Origin of the sequence: Streptomyces liliiviolaceus (assembly GCF_018070025.1) — a bacterium.
In the GTDB taxonomy this organism is placed as follows: domain Bacteria; phylum Actinomycetota; class Actinomycetes; order Streptomycetales; family Streptomycetaceae; genus Streptomyces; species Streptomyces liliiviolaceus.
This window is the reverse complement of record NZ_JAGPYQ010000001.1, coordinates 5,386,865-5,401,118: the sequence shown is the minus strand read 5'-3', so window position 1 is coordinate 5,401,118 and position 14,254 is coordinate 5,386,865. Positions and strand designations below refer to the sequence as shown.

12 protein-coding genes are annotated in these 14,254 nt (G+C 70.6%); 9 read left to right on the top strand and 3 right to left on the bottom strand.

Annotated elements, in window-relative coordinates; all coding sequences use genetic code 11:
• Position 1 precedes the first annotated feature (1 nt).
• From J8N05_RS23490 to J8N05_RS23470, 5 genes are all read left to right on the top strand, one after another.
• Entirely contained in the window at positions 2-1,015 is a 1,014-nt protein-coding gene (locus tag J8N05_RS23490; protein ID WP_210885626.1) for a LacI family DNA-binding transcriptional regulator, read from the top strand.
• A 289-nt stretch (positions 1,016-1,304) separates the two neighbouring features.
• A complete protein-coding gene (locus J8N05_RS23485; RefSeq protein WP_210885624.1) occupies positions 1,305-2,723 on the top strand; it encodes an ABC transporter substrate-binding protein in 1,419 nt (472 codons plus the stop codon).
• 74 nt (positions 2,724-2,797) lie between these two features.
• Positions 2,798-3,760, top strand: coding sequence for a carbohydrate ABC transporter permease (locus J8N05_RS23480; protein WP_210885621.1), 963 nt, complete (start codon positions 2,798-2,800; stop codon positions 3,758-3,760).
• 20 nt (positions 3,761-3,780) lie between these two features.
• On the top strand, positions 3,781-4,656 hold the full coding sequence (locus J8N05_RS23475; protein ID WP_210885618.1) for a carbohydrate ABC transporter permease: 876 nt from the start codon (positions 3,781-3,783) through the stop codon (positions 4,654-4,656).
• A 174-nt stretch (positions 4,657-4,830) separates the two neighbouring features.
• The gene (locus tag J8N05_RS23470; RefSeq protein ID WP_210885615.1) at positions 4,831-6,447 is read left to right on the top strand and encodes a glycoside hydrolase family 13 protein; all 1,617 of its coding nucleotides are present in this window, start codon (positions 4,831-4,833) and stop codon (positions 6,445-6,447) included.
• 29 nt (positions 6,448-6,476) lie between these two features.
• Here the strand turns inward: J8N05_RS23470 and J8N05_RS23465 are convergent, their stop codons facing one another.
• Positions 6,477-6,968, bottom strand: coding sequence for a nucleotidyltransferase domain-containing protein (locus J8N05_RS23465; protein WP_210890329.1), 492 nt, complete (start codon positions 6,966-6,968; stop codon positions 6,477-6,479).
• 119 nt (positions 6,969-7,087) lie between these two features.
• Positions 7,088-7,654, bottom strand: coding sequence for a GlcG/HbpS family heme-binding protein (locus J8N05_RS23460; RefSeq protein ID WP_210885613.1), 567 nt, complete (start codon positions 7,652-7,654; stop codon positions 7,088-7,090).
• Positions 7,655-8,006: 352 nt separating this feature from the next.
• Here J8N05_RS23460 and J8N05_RS23455 point away from each other — a divergent pair, with 352 nt between their 5' ends.
• On the top strand, positions 8,007-9,221 hold the full coding sequence (locus tag J8N05_RS23455) for a sensor histidine kinase (protein WP_247706750.1): 1,215 nt from the start codon (positions 8,007-8,009) through the stop codon (positions 9,219-9,221).
• A complete protein-coding gene (locus J8N05_RS23450; protein WP_210885606.1) occupies positions 9,218-9,850 on the top strand; it encodes a response regulator in 633 nt (210 codons plus the stop codon). The genes J8N05_RS23455 and J8N05_RS23450 overlap by 4 nt, the downstream gene beginning before the upstream one ends.
• 275 nt (positions 9,851-10,125) lie before the next feature.
• Here the strand turns inward: J8N05_RS23450 and J8N05_RS23445 are convergent, their stop codons facing one another.
• Positions 10,126-10,890 carry a FadR/GntR family transcriptional regulator gene (locus J8N05_RS23445; protein ID WP_210885603.1) on the bottom strand — a complete coding sequence of 255 codons (765 nt, stop codon included), beginning with the start codon at positions 10,888-10,890 and terminating at the stop codon, positions 10,126-10,128.
• A gap of 246 nt (positions 10,891-11,136) precedes the next feature.
• Between J8N05_RS23445 and J8N05_RS23440 the strand changes: the two genes are divergently transcribed.
• Together J8N05_RS23440 and J8N05_RS23435 are read left to right on the top strand one after the other, a co-directional pair.
• Positions 11,137-12,504 (top strand): MFS transporter, encoded by a 1,368-nt coding sequence (locus J8N05_RS23440; RefSeq protein ID WP_210885601.1) that lies wholly within the window; start codon positions 11,137-11,139, stop codon positions 12,502-12,504.
• A complete protein-coding gene (locus tag J8N05_RS23435; protein ID WP_210885599.1) occupies positions 12,501-14,246 on the top strand; it encodes a dihydroxyacetone kinase family protein in 1,746 nt (581 codons plus the stop codon). Before J8N05_RS23440 ends, J8N05_RS23435 begins: the two co-directional genes overlap by 4 nt.
• Positions 14,247-14,254 lie beyond the last annotated feature (8 nt).

The following is a 14,254-nucleotide window of genomic DNA, read 5'->3' as shown; positions in this document are numbered from 1 at the left end:
CATGACGCGACGACTTGCTCAGGTAGCCAAGAAGGTTGGAGTCAGCGAGGCCACGGTCAGCCGGGTCCTCAACGGCAAGCCCGGAGTGTCGGACAGCACCCGGCAGTCCGTGCTCACCGCGCTGGACGTCCTCGGTTACGAGCGTCCCACGCAGCTGCGCGGCGAGCGGGCGCGTCTGGTCGGCCTGGTCCTGCCCGAACTGCAGAACCCGATCTTCCCCCTGTTCGCCGAGGTCATCGGCGGCGCGCTGGCCCAGCAGGGGCTCACCCCGGTGCTGTGCACCCAGACCAAGGGCGGCGTCTCCGAGGCGGACTACGTGGAGCTGCTGCTCCAACAGCACGTCTCCGGCGTGGTGTTCGCGGGCGGCGGCCTGTTCGCCCAGGCCGACGCGCCGCACGACCACTACCGGCAGCTCGCCGAACGGCGCATCCCGGTCGTGCTCATCAACGCCCCGATCGAGGGGCTCGACTTCCCGTGCGTCTCCTGCGACGACGCCGTCGCGGTGGAGCAGGCGTGGCGCCACCTCACCCTGCTCGGGCACGAGCGCATCGGCGTGGTCCTCGGCCCGAGCGACCACATCCCCTCCCGGCGCAAGCTGGCGGCGGCCCGGGCCGCCGCAGAGGCGGCCGGCGGGTCCCTGCCCGACGCGTACGTGGAGCGGTCGATGTTCTCCCTGGAGGGCGGCCAGGCGGCCACCGCCCGCCTGCTGGACCGGGGCGTCACCGGTGTCGTGTGCGCCAGCGACCCGCTCGCCCTCGGGGCCATCCGCGCCGCCCGCAGGCGGGGCCTGGCGGTGCCCGAGCAGGTCTCGGTCGTCGGCTACGACGACTCCGCCTTCATGAACTGCACCGAGCCCCCGCTGACCACGGTCCGCCAGCCCGTCGAGGCCATGGGGCGGGCCGCCGTGGACCTGCTGTGCGCCCAGATCCAGGGCGCCGAAGTGCAGCCCGGCGAGCTGCTGTTCGAGCCGGAACTGGTGGTCCGCGGCTCGACGACGCAGGCGCCGCGGGGCTAGGCCCTGTCGTCAAATTCCCGCGTGCCAGGCGTCGCCCGGCACGCGGGAATTTGACGACAGGGCCTGTTCGCACGACACGAGCGCGGTGCGGCCGAACTCGGCCGCACCGCGCTCGTGTTTGCGTGCACGCACTCTTCCCGAGATCAACCGTATGCGTCGGACTGTCAATCATTTACGAAAGCTGCGCGAGATATTGCGGTCATCTGTTCGCGGTGGTTGAGTGTGCGGCGCCCCACATCGCACCGGCGATGAGGGCGCCTTCCACGTTCATGCCCGAAGGGGACCACCCATGAGAAGAGCTCGGTTCCGCCGCACCCGCCGCGTCGGCGCGGTCACCCTCGCTTCCGCGCTCACGCTGACGGCACTCGCCGCCTGCGGCACGAGCAGCAGCGGCGACGACGGCGACAACGGCTCCGGCAACGGCGCGAAAGCCGATCCCGCCGCACCGCTGGACCCGAAGACGAAGGTGTCCATCTCCATCGACTGCATGCCCCCCGCGGCGAAGGCGGCCGAGCTCAAGCAGTGGAACGAGGACGTCAAGGAGTTCAACAAGAAGTACCCGAACGTCACGATCAACGGACGTTCCACGCCGGGCCAGTGTCTGGAGCCGCCGCGCTTCACCGCGATGCTCAAGGCGAAGTCCCAGCCCGACGTGTTCTACACCTACTTCACCGACCTGCCCCAGGTCCTCGACAACGACGGCGCCCAGGACATCACCGCGTACGTCAACGACAAGAGCGTCCCGCTGCTCAAGGACATCGACCCCGACGTCCTGGGCTCGCTGAAGAAGGACGACAAGCTCTACGGCCTGCCCACCAGCAACTACCGTATGGGCCTGCTCATCAACCGCAAGCTCTTCAAGGAGGCCGGCCTCGACCCGGACGCCCCGCCGAAGACCTGGGACGAGGTCCGCAGCGCGGCCAAGAAGATTGCAGACCTCGGCGGCGGTGTCGCCGGATTCGGCGAGTACAGCGCGGCCAACACCGGCGGCTGGCACTTCACCGCGCAGATGTACAGCCTCGGCGGCGATGTCGTCGACGCGAGCGGCAAGAAGGCCGCCTTCAACGACGCGACCGGCAAGCAGGTCGCCGAGAACCTGCACGCCATGCGCTGGGACGACGACTCCATGGGCAAGACCCAGCTGCTGAAGTGGGGCGACCTCCAGAAGCAGATCGCCACCGACAAGCTGGGCATGTTCCTCGCCGCGCCCGACGACGTCACGTACATGGTCCAGCAACTCGGCGCCAAGTACGAGAACTTCGGCATGGGACCCATCCCGGGCGGTGAGAACACCCTCGCCGGCGGCAACAACTACATGATCAAGCAGGGTATTTCGGCCGACAAGGTCAAGGCCTCCATCGCCTGGCTGAACTTCAAGTTCACCACGGTCGGCAAGGGCCAGTACGACTGGCAGCGCTCCAAGGCGGACGACCTGCCCGTGGGGCTCCCGCAGCCCAACCTGTGGCTGAACGGCTCCAAGTCCAAGGACGACGCGGCCCGCAAGGAGTTCGCCACCATGCCGGTGGAGAACTTCAAGGCGTTCACCGACACCCCGGTCCCGGGCAAGGCCGAACCGCCGAAGGCCCAGGAGATCTACAAGGTCCTCGACAACGTCATGTCGGGCATCCTCACCAACAAGGACGCCGACATCGACAAGCTCCTGTCCACCGCCGAGTCCCAGGTCAACCAGGTTCTCGCCACCCAGTGACCGTGCGGCGGCCGGGCGGGTGACACCACCGCCCGGCCCGCCCGCGCGCCGCCGCAGCACGTCAAGGAGCGAGCATGTCGGCCCCCACCCTCACCAAGGACCCGGCAGTCAAGGACCGCCGTCCCCGCAAGCCCCGCACGAGGGCGCCGCACCTCCCGGACGGCGGGTTCGGCAAGACCCTGCGCCGCAACCTCACCGCCCACGGCTTCCTCATCGGAGCGGTGCTGTGCTTCGCCTTCTTCTCCTGGTACCCGATCGTCCGGGAGTTCCTCCTCGCCTTCCAGAAGACCGAGGACGGCGACGTCAGCTGGGTGGGCTGGGACAACTTCGTCACCGTCTGGAACGACCCGGCCTTCGGCCAGGCCTGGCGCAACACCCTGTGGTTCACGGTGCTGGCCCTGCTCCTCGGCTTCGTGGTCCCGTTCGTCACCGCCCTGATCATCAATGAGTTCCGGCACGGCCAGGGCTACCTGAGGTTGCTGGTCTACCTGCCGGTGATGCTCCCGCCGACCGCGTCGGTCCTGCTCTTCAAGTACCTGTACGACCCCGGGTACGGCATGTTCAACGAGATACTCGGCGTCTTCGGCGTCCCCGCCCAGCAGTGGCTCCAGGACCCGGACACCGCGATGCTCTCCGTGGTCGTCGCCTCGACCTGGATGAACATGGGCGGCGCGACACTCATCTACCTCGCCGCGCTCCAGGGCGTACCCGGCGAGCTGTACGAGGCCGCCGAACTCGACGGCGCGGGACTGTTCCGCAAGGTCTGGCACGTCACCGTCCCGCAGACCCGGCTCATCCTGCTGCTGATGCTCCTCATGCAGATCATCGCCACCATGCAGGTCTTCATCGAGCCGTTCCTGCTCACCGGCGGCGCAGGACCCGAGGGCTCCACCACCACCGTCGTCTACCTGATCTACCAGTACGCCTTCAACTTCAACAACTACGGGGCCGCGGCGGCGCTCGGCCTGGTCCTGCTCGTCCTGCTGGCCGGCTTCTCGGCCGTCTACACCAAACTCAACCGCGCCGACCAGGACTAGGACCCGGGGGAGACACGCACATGTCCACTCGCACGCTGATCTCGCCCGCCCAACTGGCCCGCCCGCGCGGCAAGGCCCTGTACTGGGTGGCCTTCGCGCTCGTCGTCGTCCTGTTCACGCTGGCCTTCCTCGGCCCGCTGTACTGGATGGTGACCAGCGGGCTCAAGACCACCCAGGAAGCCGTCCAGACCCCGCCCACCTGGGTGCCCGGCTCCGTCCACGCGGAGAACTACAAGCGGGCCTGGGAGGTGATGGACCTCGCCAAACTCCTGATGAACACCCTCTACTACGCGTTCGGCGCACTCGCCTTCCAGCTGGTGCTCGACGTCGCCGCCGCCTACTCGCTGTCCAAACTGCGGCCCGTACTCGGCAAGATGATCCTCGGCCTGATGCTCGCCACCCTGATGATCCCGGCGACCGTCCTCGTCGTACCGCAGTACCTCACCGCGCTGGACGTGCCGATCGTCGAACGCAACCTGCTCAACTCGCCCTGGGCGATCTGGCTCCCGTCGGTCACCAACGCCTTCAACATCTTCCTGCTCAAGCGGTTCTTCGACTCGATCCCCAAGGAACTGCTCGACGCGGCCTCCATGGACGGCGCGGGACCCCTGCGCGTCCTGTGGTCCATCGTGCTGCCCGTCTCCCGGCCCATCCTCGGCGTGGTGTCCATCTTCGCCGTCGTCGGCGTCTGGAAGGACTTCCTCTGGCCGATGCTGGTCCTGCCCGACCCGTCGAAACAGACCCTCGCCGTCGGCATCTACTCCCTGGCGACGAGCGTGCCCGAGAACGTCCTGATCGCCTCCCTGACCATCGCGTCCCTGCCCACGCTCATCCTCTTCCTCATCTTCCAGCGCAACATCATGAGCGGACTGACGGCCGGCGGCCTCAAGGGCTGACCCGGCCAAGGCGGTTCACGCACGAGCAGTCCGGGCGCTCCCCGCAGTCCGGGCGCCATCCACAGCGAACACCACGCAGGTGCCCCCACCGATCCTCCGCCGCCGTCCCGTTCCCGACGCCTCGCTGTCCGGGGCGGCGGCGGAGAACCACCCCTGCCCCGAAAGGACCGACACGTGGCAGCCCCTCAGCCCGTAACGCCCCCCGGACACACCGACGACTGGTGGCGCGGTGCCGCCATCTACCAGGTGTATCCGCGCAGCTTCGCCGACGGCGACGGTGACGGCACCGGGGACCTCGCGGGCGTCCGGTCGAGATTGCCCTACCTCGCCGAACTGGGCGTCGACGCGATCTGGTTCACCCCCTGGTACCTGTCCCCGCTCGCCGACGGCGGCTACGACGTCGCCGACTACCGTGTCATCGACCCGGCCTTCGGAGACCTGGCCGAGGCGGAACAACTCATCGCCGAGGCCCGCGCGCTGGGCATCCGCACCATCGTGGACATCGTGCCCAACCACGTCTCCGACCAGCACGCCTGGTTCCGGGCCGCACTCGCCGCCGGACCCGGCAGCCCCGAACGCAAGCTCTTCCACTTCCGCCCCGGCCGCGGCGAACACGGCGAACTCCCGCCCAATGACTGGCCCTCGCAGTTCTCCGGCCAGACCTGGACCCGGGTCGAGGACGGCGAGTGGTACCTGCATCTGTTCACCCCGCAGCAGCCCGACCTCAACTGGGCCCATCCCGCAGTGCGGGAGGAGCACGAGGAGGTGCTGCGGTTCTGGTTCGAGCGCGGAGTGGCGGGCGTGCGCATCGATTCCGCCGCACTGCCCGCCAAGGACCCCGACCTGCCCGAGTTCGTGGAGGGCCGCGACCCCCACCCGTACATCGACCGGGACGACCTGCACGAGATCTACCGCTCCTGGCGGCGCATCGCCGACGAGTACGGCGGTGTCTTCGTCGGTGAGGTGTGGCTGCCCGACTCCGAGCGCTTCGCGCGCTACCTGCGCCCCGACGAACTGCACACCGCCTTCAACTTCAGCTTCCTGTCCTGCCCCTGGGACGCGGAGAGGCTGCGCGCGGCCATCGACGACACCCTCGCCGAACACGCCCCCGTCGGCGCGCCGGCCACCTGGGTGCTGTGCAACCACGACGTCACCCGCACGGTCACCCGCTATGGGCGTCAGGACACCGGCTTCGACTTCGCCACCAAGACCTACGACACACCGACGGACCTGCGGCTCGGCACCCGCAGGGCACGCGCCGCCGCTCTGCTCACCCTCGCCCTGCCCGGCTCCGTCTACCTCTACCAGGGCGAGGAACTGGGCCTGCCGGAAGCGGAGATCCCCCGGGACCGCATCCAGGACCCGATGCACTTCCGCTCCGGCGGCACCGACCCGGGCCGCGACGGCTGCCGGGTCCCGCTGCCCTGGAAGGCCGACGCGCCGTACGCGGGATTCGGCTCGGCGGTCGAACCCTGGCTGCCCCAGCCCGAGGGCTGGGCCGCCTACGCCGCCGACCACCAGACCGACGACCCCGACTCCATGCTCAGCCTCTACCGGGCCGCACTGGAACTGCGCCGCGCAGACCCGGCCCTCGGCGACGGCCCCCTGCGATGGCTGCCCTCCGCCGGCGGCGTCCTGACCTTCCGCCGCTCTCCGGACCTCACCTGCGTGGTGAACCTGGCGGACGGCCCGGCCGCCCTGCCGGAGCACACGGAGGTGCTCCTCTCCAGCGGACCACTGGACGCCGACGGCAGGCTGCCCTCCGACACGGCGGTGTGGCTGCGGAGTTGAGGGCACGGCCACCGGTACGAGGCAGCGGGTCAGAAGTGGGTGGCGACGCCGAAGACCCGCCGTAGCTGAGCCATGTCGTGACGGTCGTGGTCGGCAGGCTCGTACCCCTGGTGGAAGTAGACCTGCTGCTCGGCCGACAGACACGGGACGGCGGTCTCCCGGATCGTGCCGCTGACGAAACACTCGGCGGGATAGACGAACGGGCGGTGCGGGTCCAGGGAGGCCTGCACCGCGGACCCGTCCGGCGCGAAGGCCAGCGGGTGCAGGTCGATCTCGCGACCGCGCGGGTCCGTGACCACGAACCGCACGGGACGCCAGTCCACCGTCTCGGCGAATCCTGCCTTCGCGAGGGCCGCCACGACGGTCTCCTCCTGGTCCGTGCGGTGCATCAGGTCCAGGTCACGGTGCTCACGAGTCTGCTCCCGGACGAGAGCGTCGATGCCCCACCCTCCGCCCACCCAGACGTCGACGGCTTCCTCACGCAGCACGGCGAGCACGGACAGTACGTCGTCAGCGGTCATCACGCGAGCACGGTAGCCGGTCGACGACCGGGCGGACGAACGGATTTGAGGCAGCCGGGAGCCTGCCGGCAGCGGGGAAGCCACGTCCGGCAGTGGGGAAGCCACTGCCGGCCGGGAACCTACTTGTCCAGCGCCGTGACTCCCGCCCGGGCGTACTTCTCGTCGAGGTCGCCGGACGGCGCGCCCGCCACGCCGACGCCCGCGATCGGCGCACCCTTCACGCTGACCGGCGCACCGCCCGCGAGGAACAGGGTGCCCGGGATGTCCTTCAGGTTCGGGGCCTGCTCCAGGCGCTTGGCCAGCTCGGAGGTGGGCGCGTTCCACGACACCGCCGTGTACGCCTTCTTCACGGCGGATTCGTACGACTGCGGTCCTGCGCCGTCGCCGTGCAGGGTCACCACGGTGTTGCCGTCGCGGTCGACGACGGCGACGGAGACGCGCTGGTTGTCCTTGCGCGCCGCGTCGAGCGCCGCCTGCGCGGCCCGGCTCGCGGCGTCGACCGTGAGGCGGGTGGACTGCGTCAGGTTCTTGTTCGAGGCGTCGGCCTTCACCGCTGCCTGCGCGGCGGGCTCCGGCGAAGTGGCGCTGGCCGAGTAGGCGCCGAAGCCGCCGAGGGTGACGGCGGCGACGAGGGCGCCACCGGTGACGACGCGGGTACGGCGGGAGACCTTCTTGACGTGCTTCATGGCTGCCCGTTCCTCAAGGTGTGCGGATGGATGTGGAGGGGTGGAGGTCGCGGGCCCCTGCTGTGCGGGCCGCCCTTCTCCCTCATCCATCGTGGGTCCGGGAAGGTCGCCCAACGGTCGGTGCATCGGCTGCACGCGGCGCGCGGAACGGCCGACACGGGGGTCAACCGATCGGTTGACCCCCGGGCCGTCCTGTTGGGCGAGAATGGAGGTGTTTACCCAGTTCAGGAGCAGTTCAAGAGCGGTTCAGGAGGCTCACGTGCGGTCCGATCAGAGCGGTTCGCCCCCGGGGCCGCGCCCTGGTGACGCGGTTCCCGCCGGCGATCCGGACGAGCGCAGGCTGGCACTGGTCATGCACGGCGTCTTCTTCGTGCTGCTGGCCACCTCCCTGACCCGTTACGTCCAGCGCCACGCCGACGATCCGCGCGCTCCCTGGGTGATCGCTCTGGCCGTCGTACTGGCGGTCCTCTACGCGCTCGACAGCGTCCTGACCGACGGGACACCTCTGTCGAGCGGCCCCGGCGCATGGCCACCTGCTCCACGGCTGATCCGGCTGGGGGCGGTCGTGGCCACCTGGGCGGTGCTCGTCGTCGGCGCGCCGAGTCTCGCGTGGGTGGCGGTGCCGCTGTTCTACGCCGCGCTACGCGCCCTGCCGCCCGTCGCCGCGTACCTCCTCGTCGCGTTCCTCACGCTCCTCGTCGTCTCCGCGCAGCTCGCGCTGGCGCCGCGGTTCAGCCTCGACCTGGTCGTCGGGCCCGTGGCCGTCGCCACCCTCGCCACCGCGGTCTTCGTGCACATGCGGCGGCAGGCGGCCCGACAGCGCGCCCTCATCGACGACCTGATCGGCACCCGCCGGGAGCTGGCGGCCACCGAGCGCCGCGAGGGTGTCCTCGCCGAGCGCCAGCGGCTGTCCATGGAGATCCACGACACCCTCGCCCAGGGGCTGTCCAGCCAGCAGATGCTGCTCCAGGCCGCTCTGCGGACCTGGGACACCGACCTGACCAAGGCCCGCGAGCACGTCCGTACCGCCACGACCGTCACCGAGCACAACCTCGCCGAGGCGCGCCGTTTCGTGCACGACCTGGCGCCCGCCGATCTCGCCAGGGGCGGCGGCCTCGAAGCCGCGCTGCGCGCGCTCGCGGCGCGCGAGTCCGGCGCGGGGCTGAGCGTCCGCGTGCACATCGACGACGACGGTGACGGTGACGGCGGTGGCAGTGGTGGCGGACGTACGGTGCCTCTGCCCGACCGCGCGCAGTCCGCGCTCCTGCGGATCGCGCAGGGCGCGCTGGCCAATGTCCGGGAGCACTCGGGCGCCAGGGCCACCGCGCTCACGCTCACCCGGCTCGACGACCAGGTGGTCCTGGACGTCGCCGACAACGGGCGCGGGTTCGATCCCGCCGCCGTCACCGATGCGCCGTCCGGCGAGCGCGGACACGGGATCCGGGCGATGCGGGCACGGGTACGGCAGCTCGGTGGCACGCTGACCATCGAGTCCACGCCGGGGGAGGGCGCCGTACTGACCGCAACCGTCCCGGTCGCCCCGCACACCGAGGAGCCGCCGCGATGACCGACCTGCCCGTACGCCTCCTGGTCTGCGACGACCACGCCGTCGTACGCGCCGGGCTGCTCGCCCTGCTCGACAGCGAACCCGACATCGAGGTGGTGGGCCAGGCGGGCACCGGCGAGGAGGCGCTCGCCCTGGCCGCGCGGCTCGTTCCCGACGTGGTGCTGATGGATCTCCAGCTCGGCGAGGGCATGGACGGGGTGGAGACGACCCGCCGGCTGACCGGCGGGCCCGCCGCCCCGCACGTCCTGGTCCTGACCACGTACGACACCGACGCGGACATCACCCGGGCGATCGAGGCCGGAGCGACCGGGTATCTGCTGAAGGCCGAGCGGCCGGAGGAGTTGTTCGCGGCGATCCGGGCGGCGGCGCAGGGGCGTACGGCGCTGTCGCCGCCCGTGGCCAGCCGGGTCATGGCGAACCTGCGGGCGCCGCGGGCCGTGCTGACGAATCGCGAGCGGGACATCCTCGGGCAGCTCGCCCAGGGGCTCGGCAACCGGGACATCGCGCGTGCGCTGTTCATCAGCGAGGCGACGGTGAAGACGCACCTGGGGCGCATCTACGACAAGCTCGGCGTCGATACGCGGGCGGGTGCGGTGGCTGTGGCGAAGGAACGCCGGCTTCTCCCGTGACCGGGGGTTTCCGCCTGCGGACCGACGACGGCTGGCCGCGCAGTTCCTCGCGCCCCTAAAGGCAGGGGGCGCGCTCTTCAGGGGGCGCGGGGAACTGCGCAATCGTGTAGGTCGGCCACGATGTTGCCGCACCCGGGGACGCGCCCTTCGAGGGGCGCGGGGAACTGCGCAATCTTGTGCGTCGGCCACGGCGTCGCCGCACCCGGGGACGCGCCTCATAGGGGCGCGGGGAACGGCGCAGTCCTTTGCCGCGGCTGCGATCGGGGCTGAGCCGGTTACGGGGCCTCCGCGTCCACGGACTCGCGGAGCCGCCGGCTGGCCATCACCATATGCTCGGCCATCGCCCGATCCGCCGCCTCAGGATCCCGCGCCCGCAAGGCGGCCAGCACCGCGTCATGCTCGCACAACGTCCCACTGACCGTGCCCTCGATGTCACTGACCCGTTCCATCCACACCTGGAGCAGCGCCCGGATGCTGTGCAGGATGTCGCTCAGCACACTGTTGCGCGCGATACGGGCCAGCTCCAGGTGGAAGTCGATGTCGGCGTCGATGAAGGCCTTGGCGTCACCCCCGGCCTCCCGCATGTGCTGCAGATGCTCCTCCAGACGCGCCAGGTCCTCGTCCGTGGCCCGCTCCGCGGCCAGCCGCGCCGACACCGCCTCCAGGTACGTACGCACCTCCACCAGATCCTGCGTACGCCGCTGCCCCAGCATCAGCCCCCAGTTGATCGCCCGCGGCAGGAACTCCGACGTCCCCTCGCGCACGTACGAGCCCGAGCCGGGCCGGATCTCGATGATGCCGAGCACGTCCAGCGTGGACAGCGCGCCGCGGACGCTGGAGCGGGCGACGCCGAGCGCCTCGGCGAGCTGACGCTCGGCGGGCAGGCGCGTACCGGGCTTTATGTCGCCCGCCGACAGGTGGTCGAGGAGCCGCTTGGCGACCTCGCTGACGGAGGACTCGCGCACCACGGGGCGCAGGAGTTGGGCGAGGTCGGGGGCGGCCCCGGAGGTCTGGTCGTCGGGCTGACTGGTCACGGTCACCAGTCAACCAGATCCGTCCCACAGAGGGCTGACCTGCCGGTTCTTCAGCGATCCGGCCGCGCCGAAGGTCGGGTTTGTCAAGAGTTGCGAGAGGGTCGAATATGAGACCGTCCTCACATTGGTAAATTGGTGACCAATTTGAGGAGTCGGCATAGCGTGAAACTGTTCCGGTCGACCGCCCCTGTGGCGAGCCGTCCGGCCTGACCCACCCCGGACGGAGCTGTCCGGGCGAGCCGAGGAGTCGCCATGGTTGCCGACGCGCCATCCGCGGCAGTCGAAAGAACTGCCATCAAGAAGGTCTCAGTCCGCCTCGTGCCGTTCGTGGCACTGATGTTCTTCGTGAACTACCTGGACCGCACAGCCGTTTCATTCGCCGAGCCGAACGGCATGGGCCAGGACCTGGCGCTCACCGCCGCCCAGTTCGGCTTCGCGTCCGGGATCTTCTTCCTCGGTTACATCGTGCTTGAGGTCCCCAGCAACATGGCCCTGCACCGCTTCGGTGCCCGCCGCTGGCTGGCCCGGATCATGGTGACCTGGGGCATCGTCTCCCTCCTGTTCACCTGGGTGGACAGCACGGGCCAGCTCTACACCCTGCGGTTCCTGCTCGGTGTGGCGGAAGCCGGCTTCTTCCCCGGAGCGATCCTCTTCCTCAGCCAGTGGGTGCCCTCACGGCACCGCACCAAGATCCTCGGGCTCTTCTACCTGGCACAGCCGCTGACCACGGTCCTCGGCGCCCCGCTGGCGGGCTGGCTCATCGGCCACCACGGTCTGTTCGGCCTTGAAGGCTGGCGCGTGATGTTCCTGTTCGTGTCGGTGCCGGCCATCCTCCTGGGCGTCATCGCGTGGTTCTACCTCATCGACAAGCCCGCCGACGCGAAGTGGCTCACGCCCGCCGAGCGCGACTGGCTGACCGACGAGCTCGCCGCGGAGAACGCGCAGAAGACGGGCCACGAGGACAAGCACGCCAAGGGAGACCTCAAGAAGGCCTTCACCAACGGCCGTGTCTGGGTACTGGCGATGGTCTACTTCGGCTTCGTCTACGGCCTCTACGCCCTCGCCTTCTTCCTGCCGACGATCATCGACGGCTTCCAGGAGCAGTACGACACCACGTTCAGCGTGATGGACAAGGCCTGGATCACCGCGATCCCGTACCTGCCCGCCGCGGTCGTCCTCTTCTTCTGGACGCGGCACGCCACCAAGCACGGCACCCGCGTCTGGCATGTGGCCGGACCCGCCGTCGTCGGCGGTGTCACCATCCCGCTCGCCCTCTACATGGGCTCCCCGACGGCCACGGTCGCGGTGATCACCGTGACCGCGTGTTCCATCTTCGCGGCCCTGCCCGTCTTCTGGTCCGTACCCTCCCGCTTCCTGACCGGAGCCGCGGCCGCCGCCGGTATCGCCCTGATCAACACCGCGGGCAACGTCGCCGGATTCGCGTCCAGCTACATCACCGGCTGGCTCAAGGACTGGACCGGCGACTACTACGTACCGCTCTACCTGGTCGGCTTCTTCATGCTCCTGTCCGCGGTCCTGATGATCTGGCTCTCCGCCCGGGGCGGCACCGCGGAACCGGCCACCGCAGCAGAGAACAAGCCCATGGAGGCCCTCCGATGACCCGGCTCTTCAACGACCCCGCGGCCTTCGCCGACGAGGCCCTCGAAGGCTTCGCCGCCGCCCACCGCGGCTGGGTGCGCCCCGTCACCGGGGGAGTCGTCCGCGCCGCCGGAACCCCCGCCGGGCAGGTCGCCGTCGTCGTCGGCGGCGGATCGGGCCACTACCCGGCCTTCTCCGGACTGGTCGGCCGGGGCCTCGCGCACGGCGCCGCCGTGGGCAACGTCTTCGCCTCGCCCTCCGCACAGCAGATCCGCTCCGTGGCACGCTCCGCCGACGGCGGCGCGGGCGTCCTGCTCATGTACGGCAACTACGCGGGCGACGTCCTCCACTTCGGACAGGCCGCCGAACGCCTGGCCGGCGACGGCATCGAGGCCCGTACCTTCGCCGTCACCGACGACATCTCCTCCGCCGCGCCGGAGGAGTCCGCCAAGCGCCGCGGCATCGCGGGCGACCTGCCCGTCTTCAAGGCGGCGGCCGCCGCGGCCGAGGAGGGCCTGCCGCTGGACGAGGTGCTGCGCGTGGCCGAACACGCCAACGCCCGCACCCGCTCCTTCGGCATCGCGTTCTCCGGCTGCACCCTGCCCGGCGCCGACCACCCCCTGTTCACCGTCCCCGAAGCCCGGATGGCCGTCGGCCTCGGCATCCACGGGGAGCCCGGCATCGGCGAGGAGTCCCTGCCGACCGCCGACGAGGCGGCACGGCTCATGGTCGCCGCCCTCCTCAGGGAACTCCCCGAGGGCGTCGACACGCCCGCCGGACAGCGCGCCGCCGTGATACTCAACGGCCTGGGCTCGGTCAAGTACGAGGAACTGTTCGTCGTCTACCGCAAGGTCGCCGCCCTGCTCGGCGACGCGGGCGTCGACATCGTCGACCCGGAGGTCGGCGAACTCGTCACCAGCTTCGACATGGCCGGCGTGTCCCTCACCCTGACCTGGCTCGACGACCGGCTTGAGCAGCTGTGGCGCGCTCCGGCCGACACCCCGGCCTACCGCAAGGGCTCCCCCCTCGCACAGGAGCCGGCGGCCGAGGCGGCACGGTACGTCGAGGAGATCGACGACACCCGCGTCCCGGACGCCACCGAGGAGTCCCGCGGCTCGGCCACCCATGTCCTGGCGGCCCTGAACGCCCTCGCCGACACCGTCGACTCGCACGCCGACGAACTCGGCCGCATCGACGCGGTGGCCGGCGACGGCGACCACGGCATCGGTATGCAGCGCGGCACAACGGCCGCTCTGGAGGCGGCGGTTCGCGCCCACGACCTGGGCGCCGGCGCCGGAACCGTCCTCGTCCACGCCGGAGACGCCTGGGCCGACAAGGCCGGCGGCACCTCCGGCGCCCTGTGGGGCACCATCCTGCGCTCCCTCGGTACGCGCCTCGGCGACCAGGACGCCCCGACCGCGACCACGGTCGCCCGGGGAGTCTCCGACGCCTCCGACGCCGTACGCCGACTGGGCGGCGCGGAGGTCGGCGACAAGACGATGGTCGACGTCCTCGTGCCCTTCGCCGACACCCTCGCCGAAGCCGCGGGCGAAGGCCTGCCGCTCACCGAGTCCTGGCAGCGCGCCGCCGTCACCGCCGAGAAGGCCGCCGCCGCCACCGCCGACCTGCTGCCCCGCAAGGGCCGCGCCCGGCCGCACGCCGAGAAGTCCCTGGGCACCCCCGACGCGGGCGCCCACTCGCTCGCCCTCATCACCCGCGCCGTACACGGCGTCCTGCCCGACCACCCGCTCGACCAGCACTGAGGAAAAGC

Coding starts and splice junctions, on each gene's coding strand:
- J8N05_RS23435 (WP_210885599.1), top strand. CDS start 12,501: ATGACCCGGCTCTTCAACGACCCCGCGGCCTTCGCCGACGAGGCCCTC.
- J8N05_RS23450 (WP_210885606.1), top strand. CDS start 9,218: ATGACCGACCTGCCCGTACGCCTCCTGGTCTGCGACGACCACGCCGTC.
- J8N05_RS23490 (WP_210885626.1), top strand. CDS start 2: ATGACGCGACGACTTGCTCAGGTAGCCAAGAAGGTTGGAGTCAGCGAG.
- J8N05_RS23455 (WP_247706750.1), top strand. CDS start 8,007: ATGCACGGCGTCTTCTTCGTGCTGCTGGCCACCTCCCTGACCCGTTAC.
- J8N05_RS23480 (WP_210885621.1), top strand. CDS start 2,798: ATGTCGGCCCCCACCCTCACCAAGGACCCGGCAGTCAAGGACCGCCGT.
- J8N05_RS23460 (WP_210885613.1), bottom strand. CDS start 7,654: ATGAAGCACGTCAAGAAGGTCTCCCGCCGTACCCGCGTCGTCACCGGT.
- J8N05_RS23485 (WP_210885624.1), top strand. CDS start 1,305: ATGAGAAGAGCTCGGTTCCGCCGCACCCGCCGCGTCGGCGCGGTCACC.
- J8N05_RS23465 (WP_210890329.1), bottom strand. CDS start 6,968: ATGACCGCTGACGACGTACTGTCCGTGCTCGCCGTGCTGCGTGAGGAA.
- J8N05_RS23440 (WP_210885601.1), top strand. CDS start 11,137: ATGGTTGCCGACGCGCCATCCGCGGCAGTCGAAAGAACTGCCATCAAG.
- J8N05_RS23475 (WP_210885618.1), top strand. CDS start 3,781: ATGTCCACTCGCACGCTGATCTCGCCCGCCCAACTGGCCCGCCCGCGC.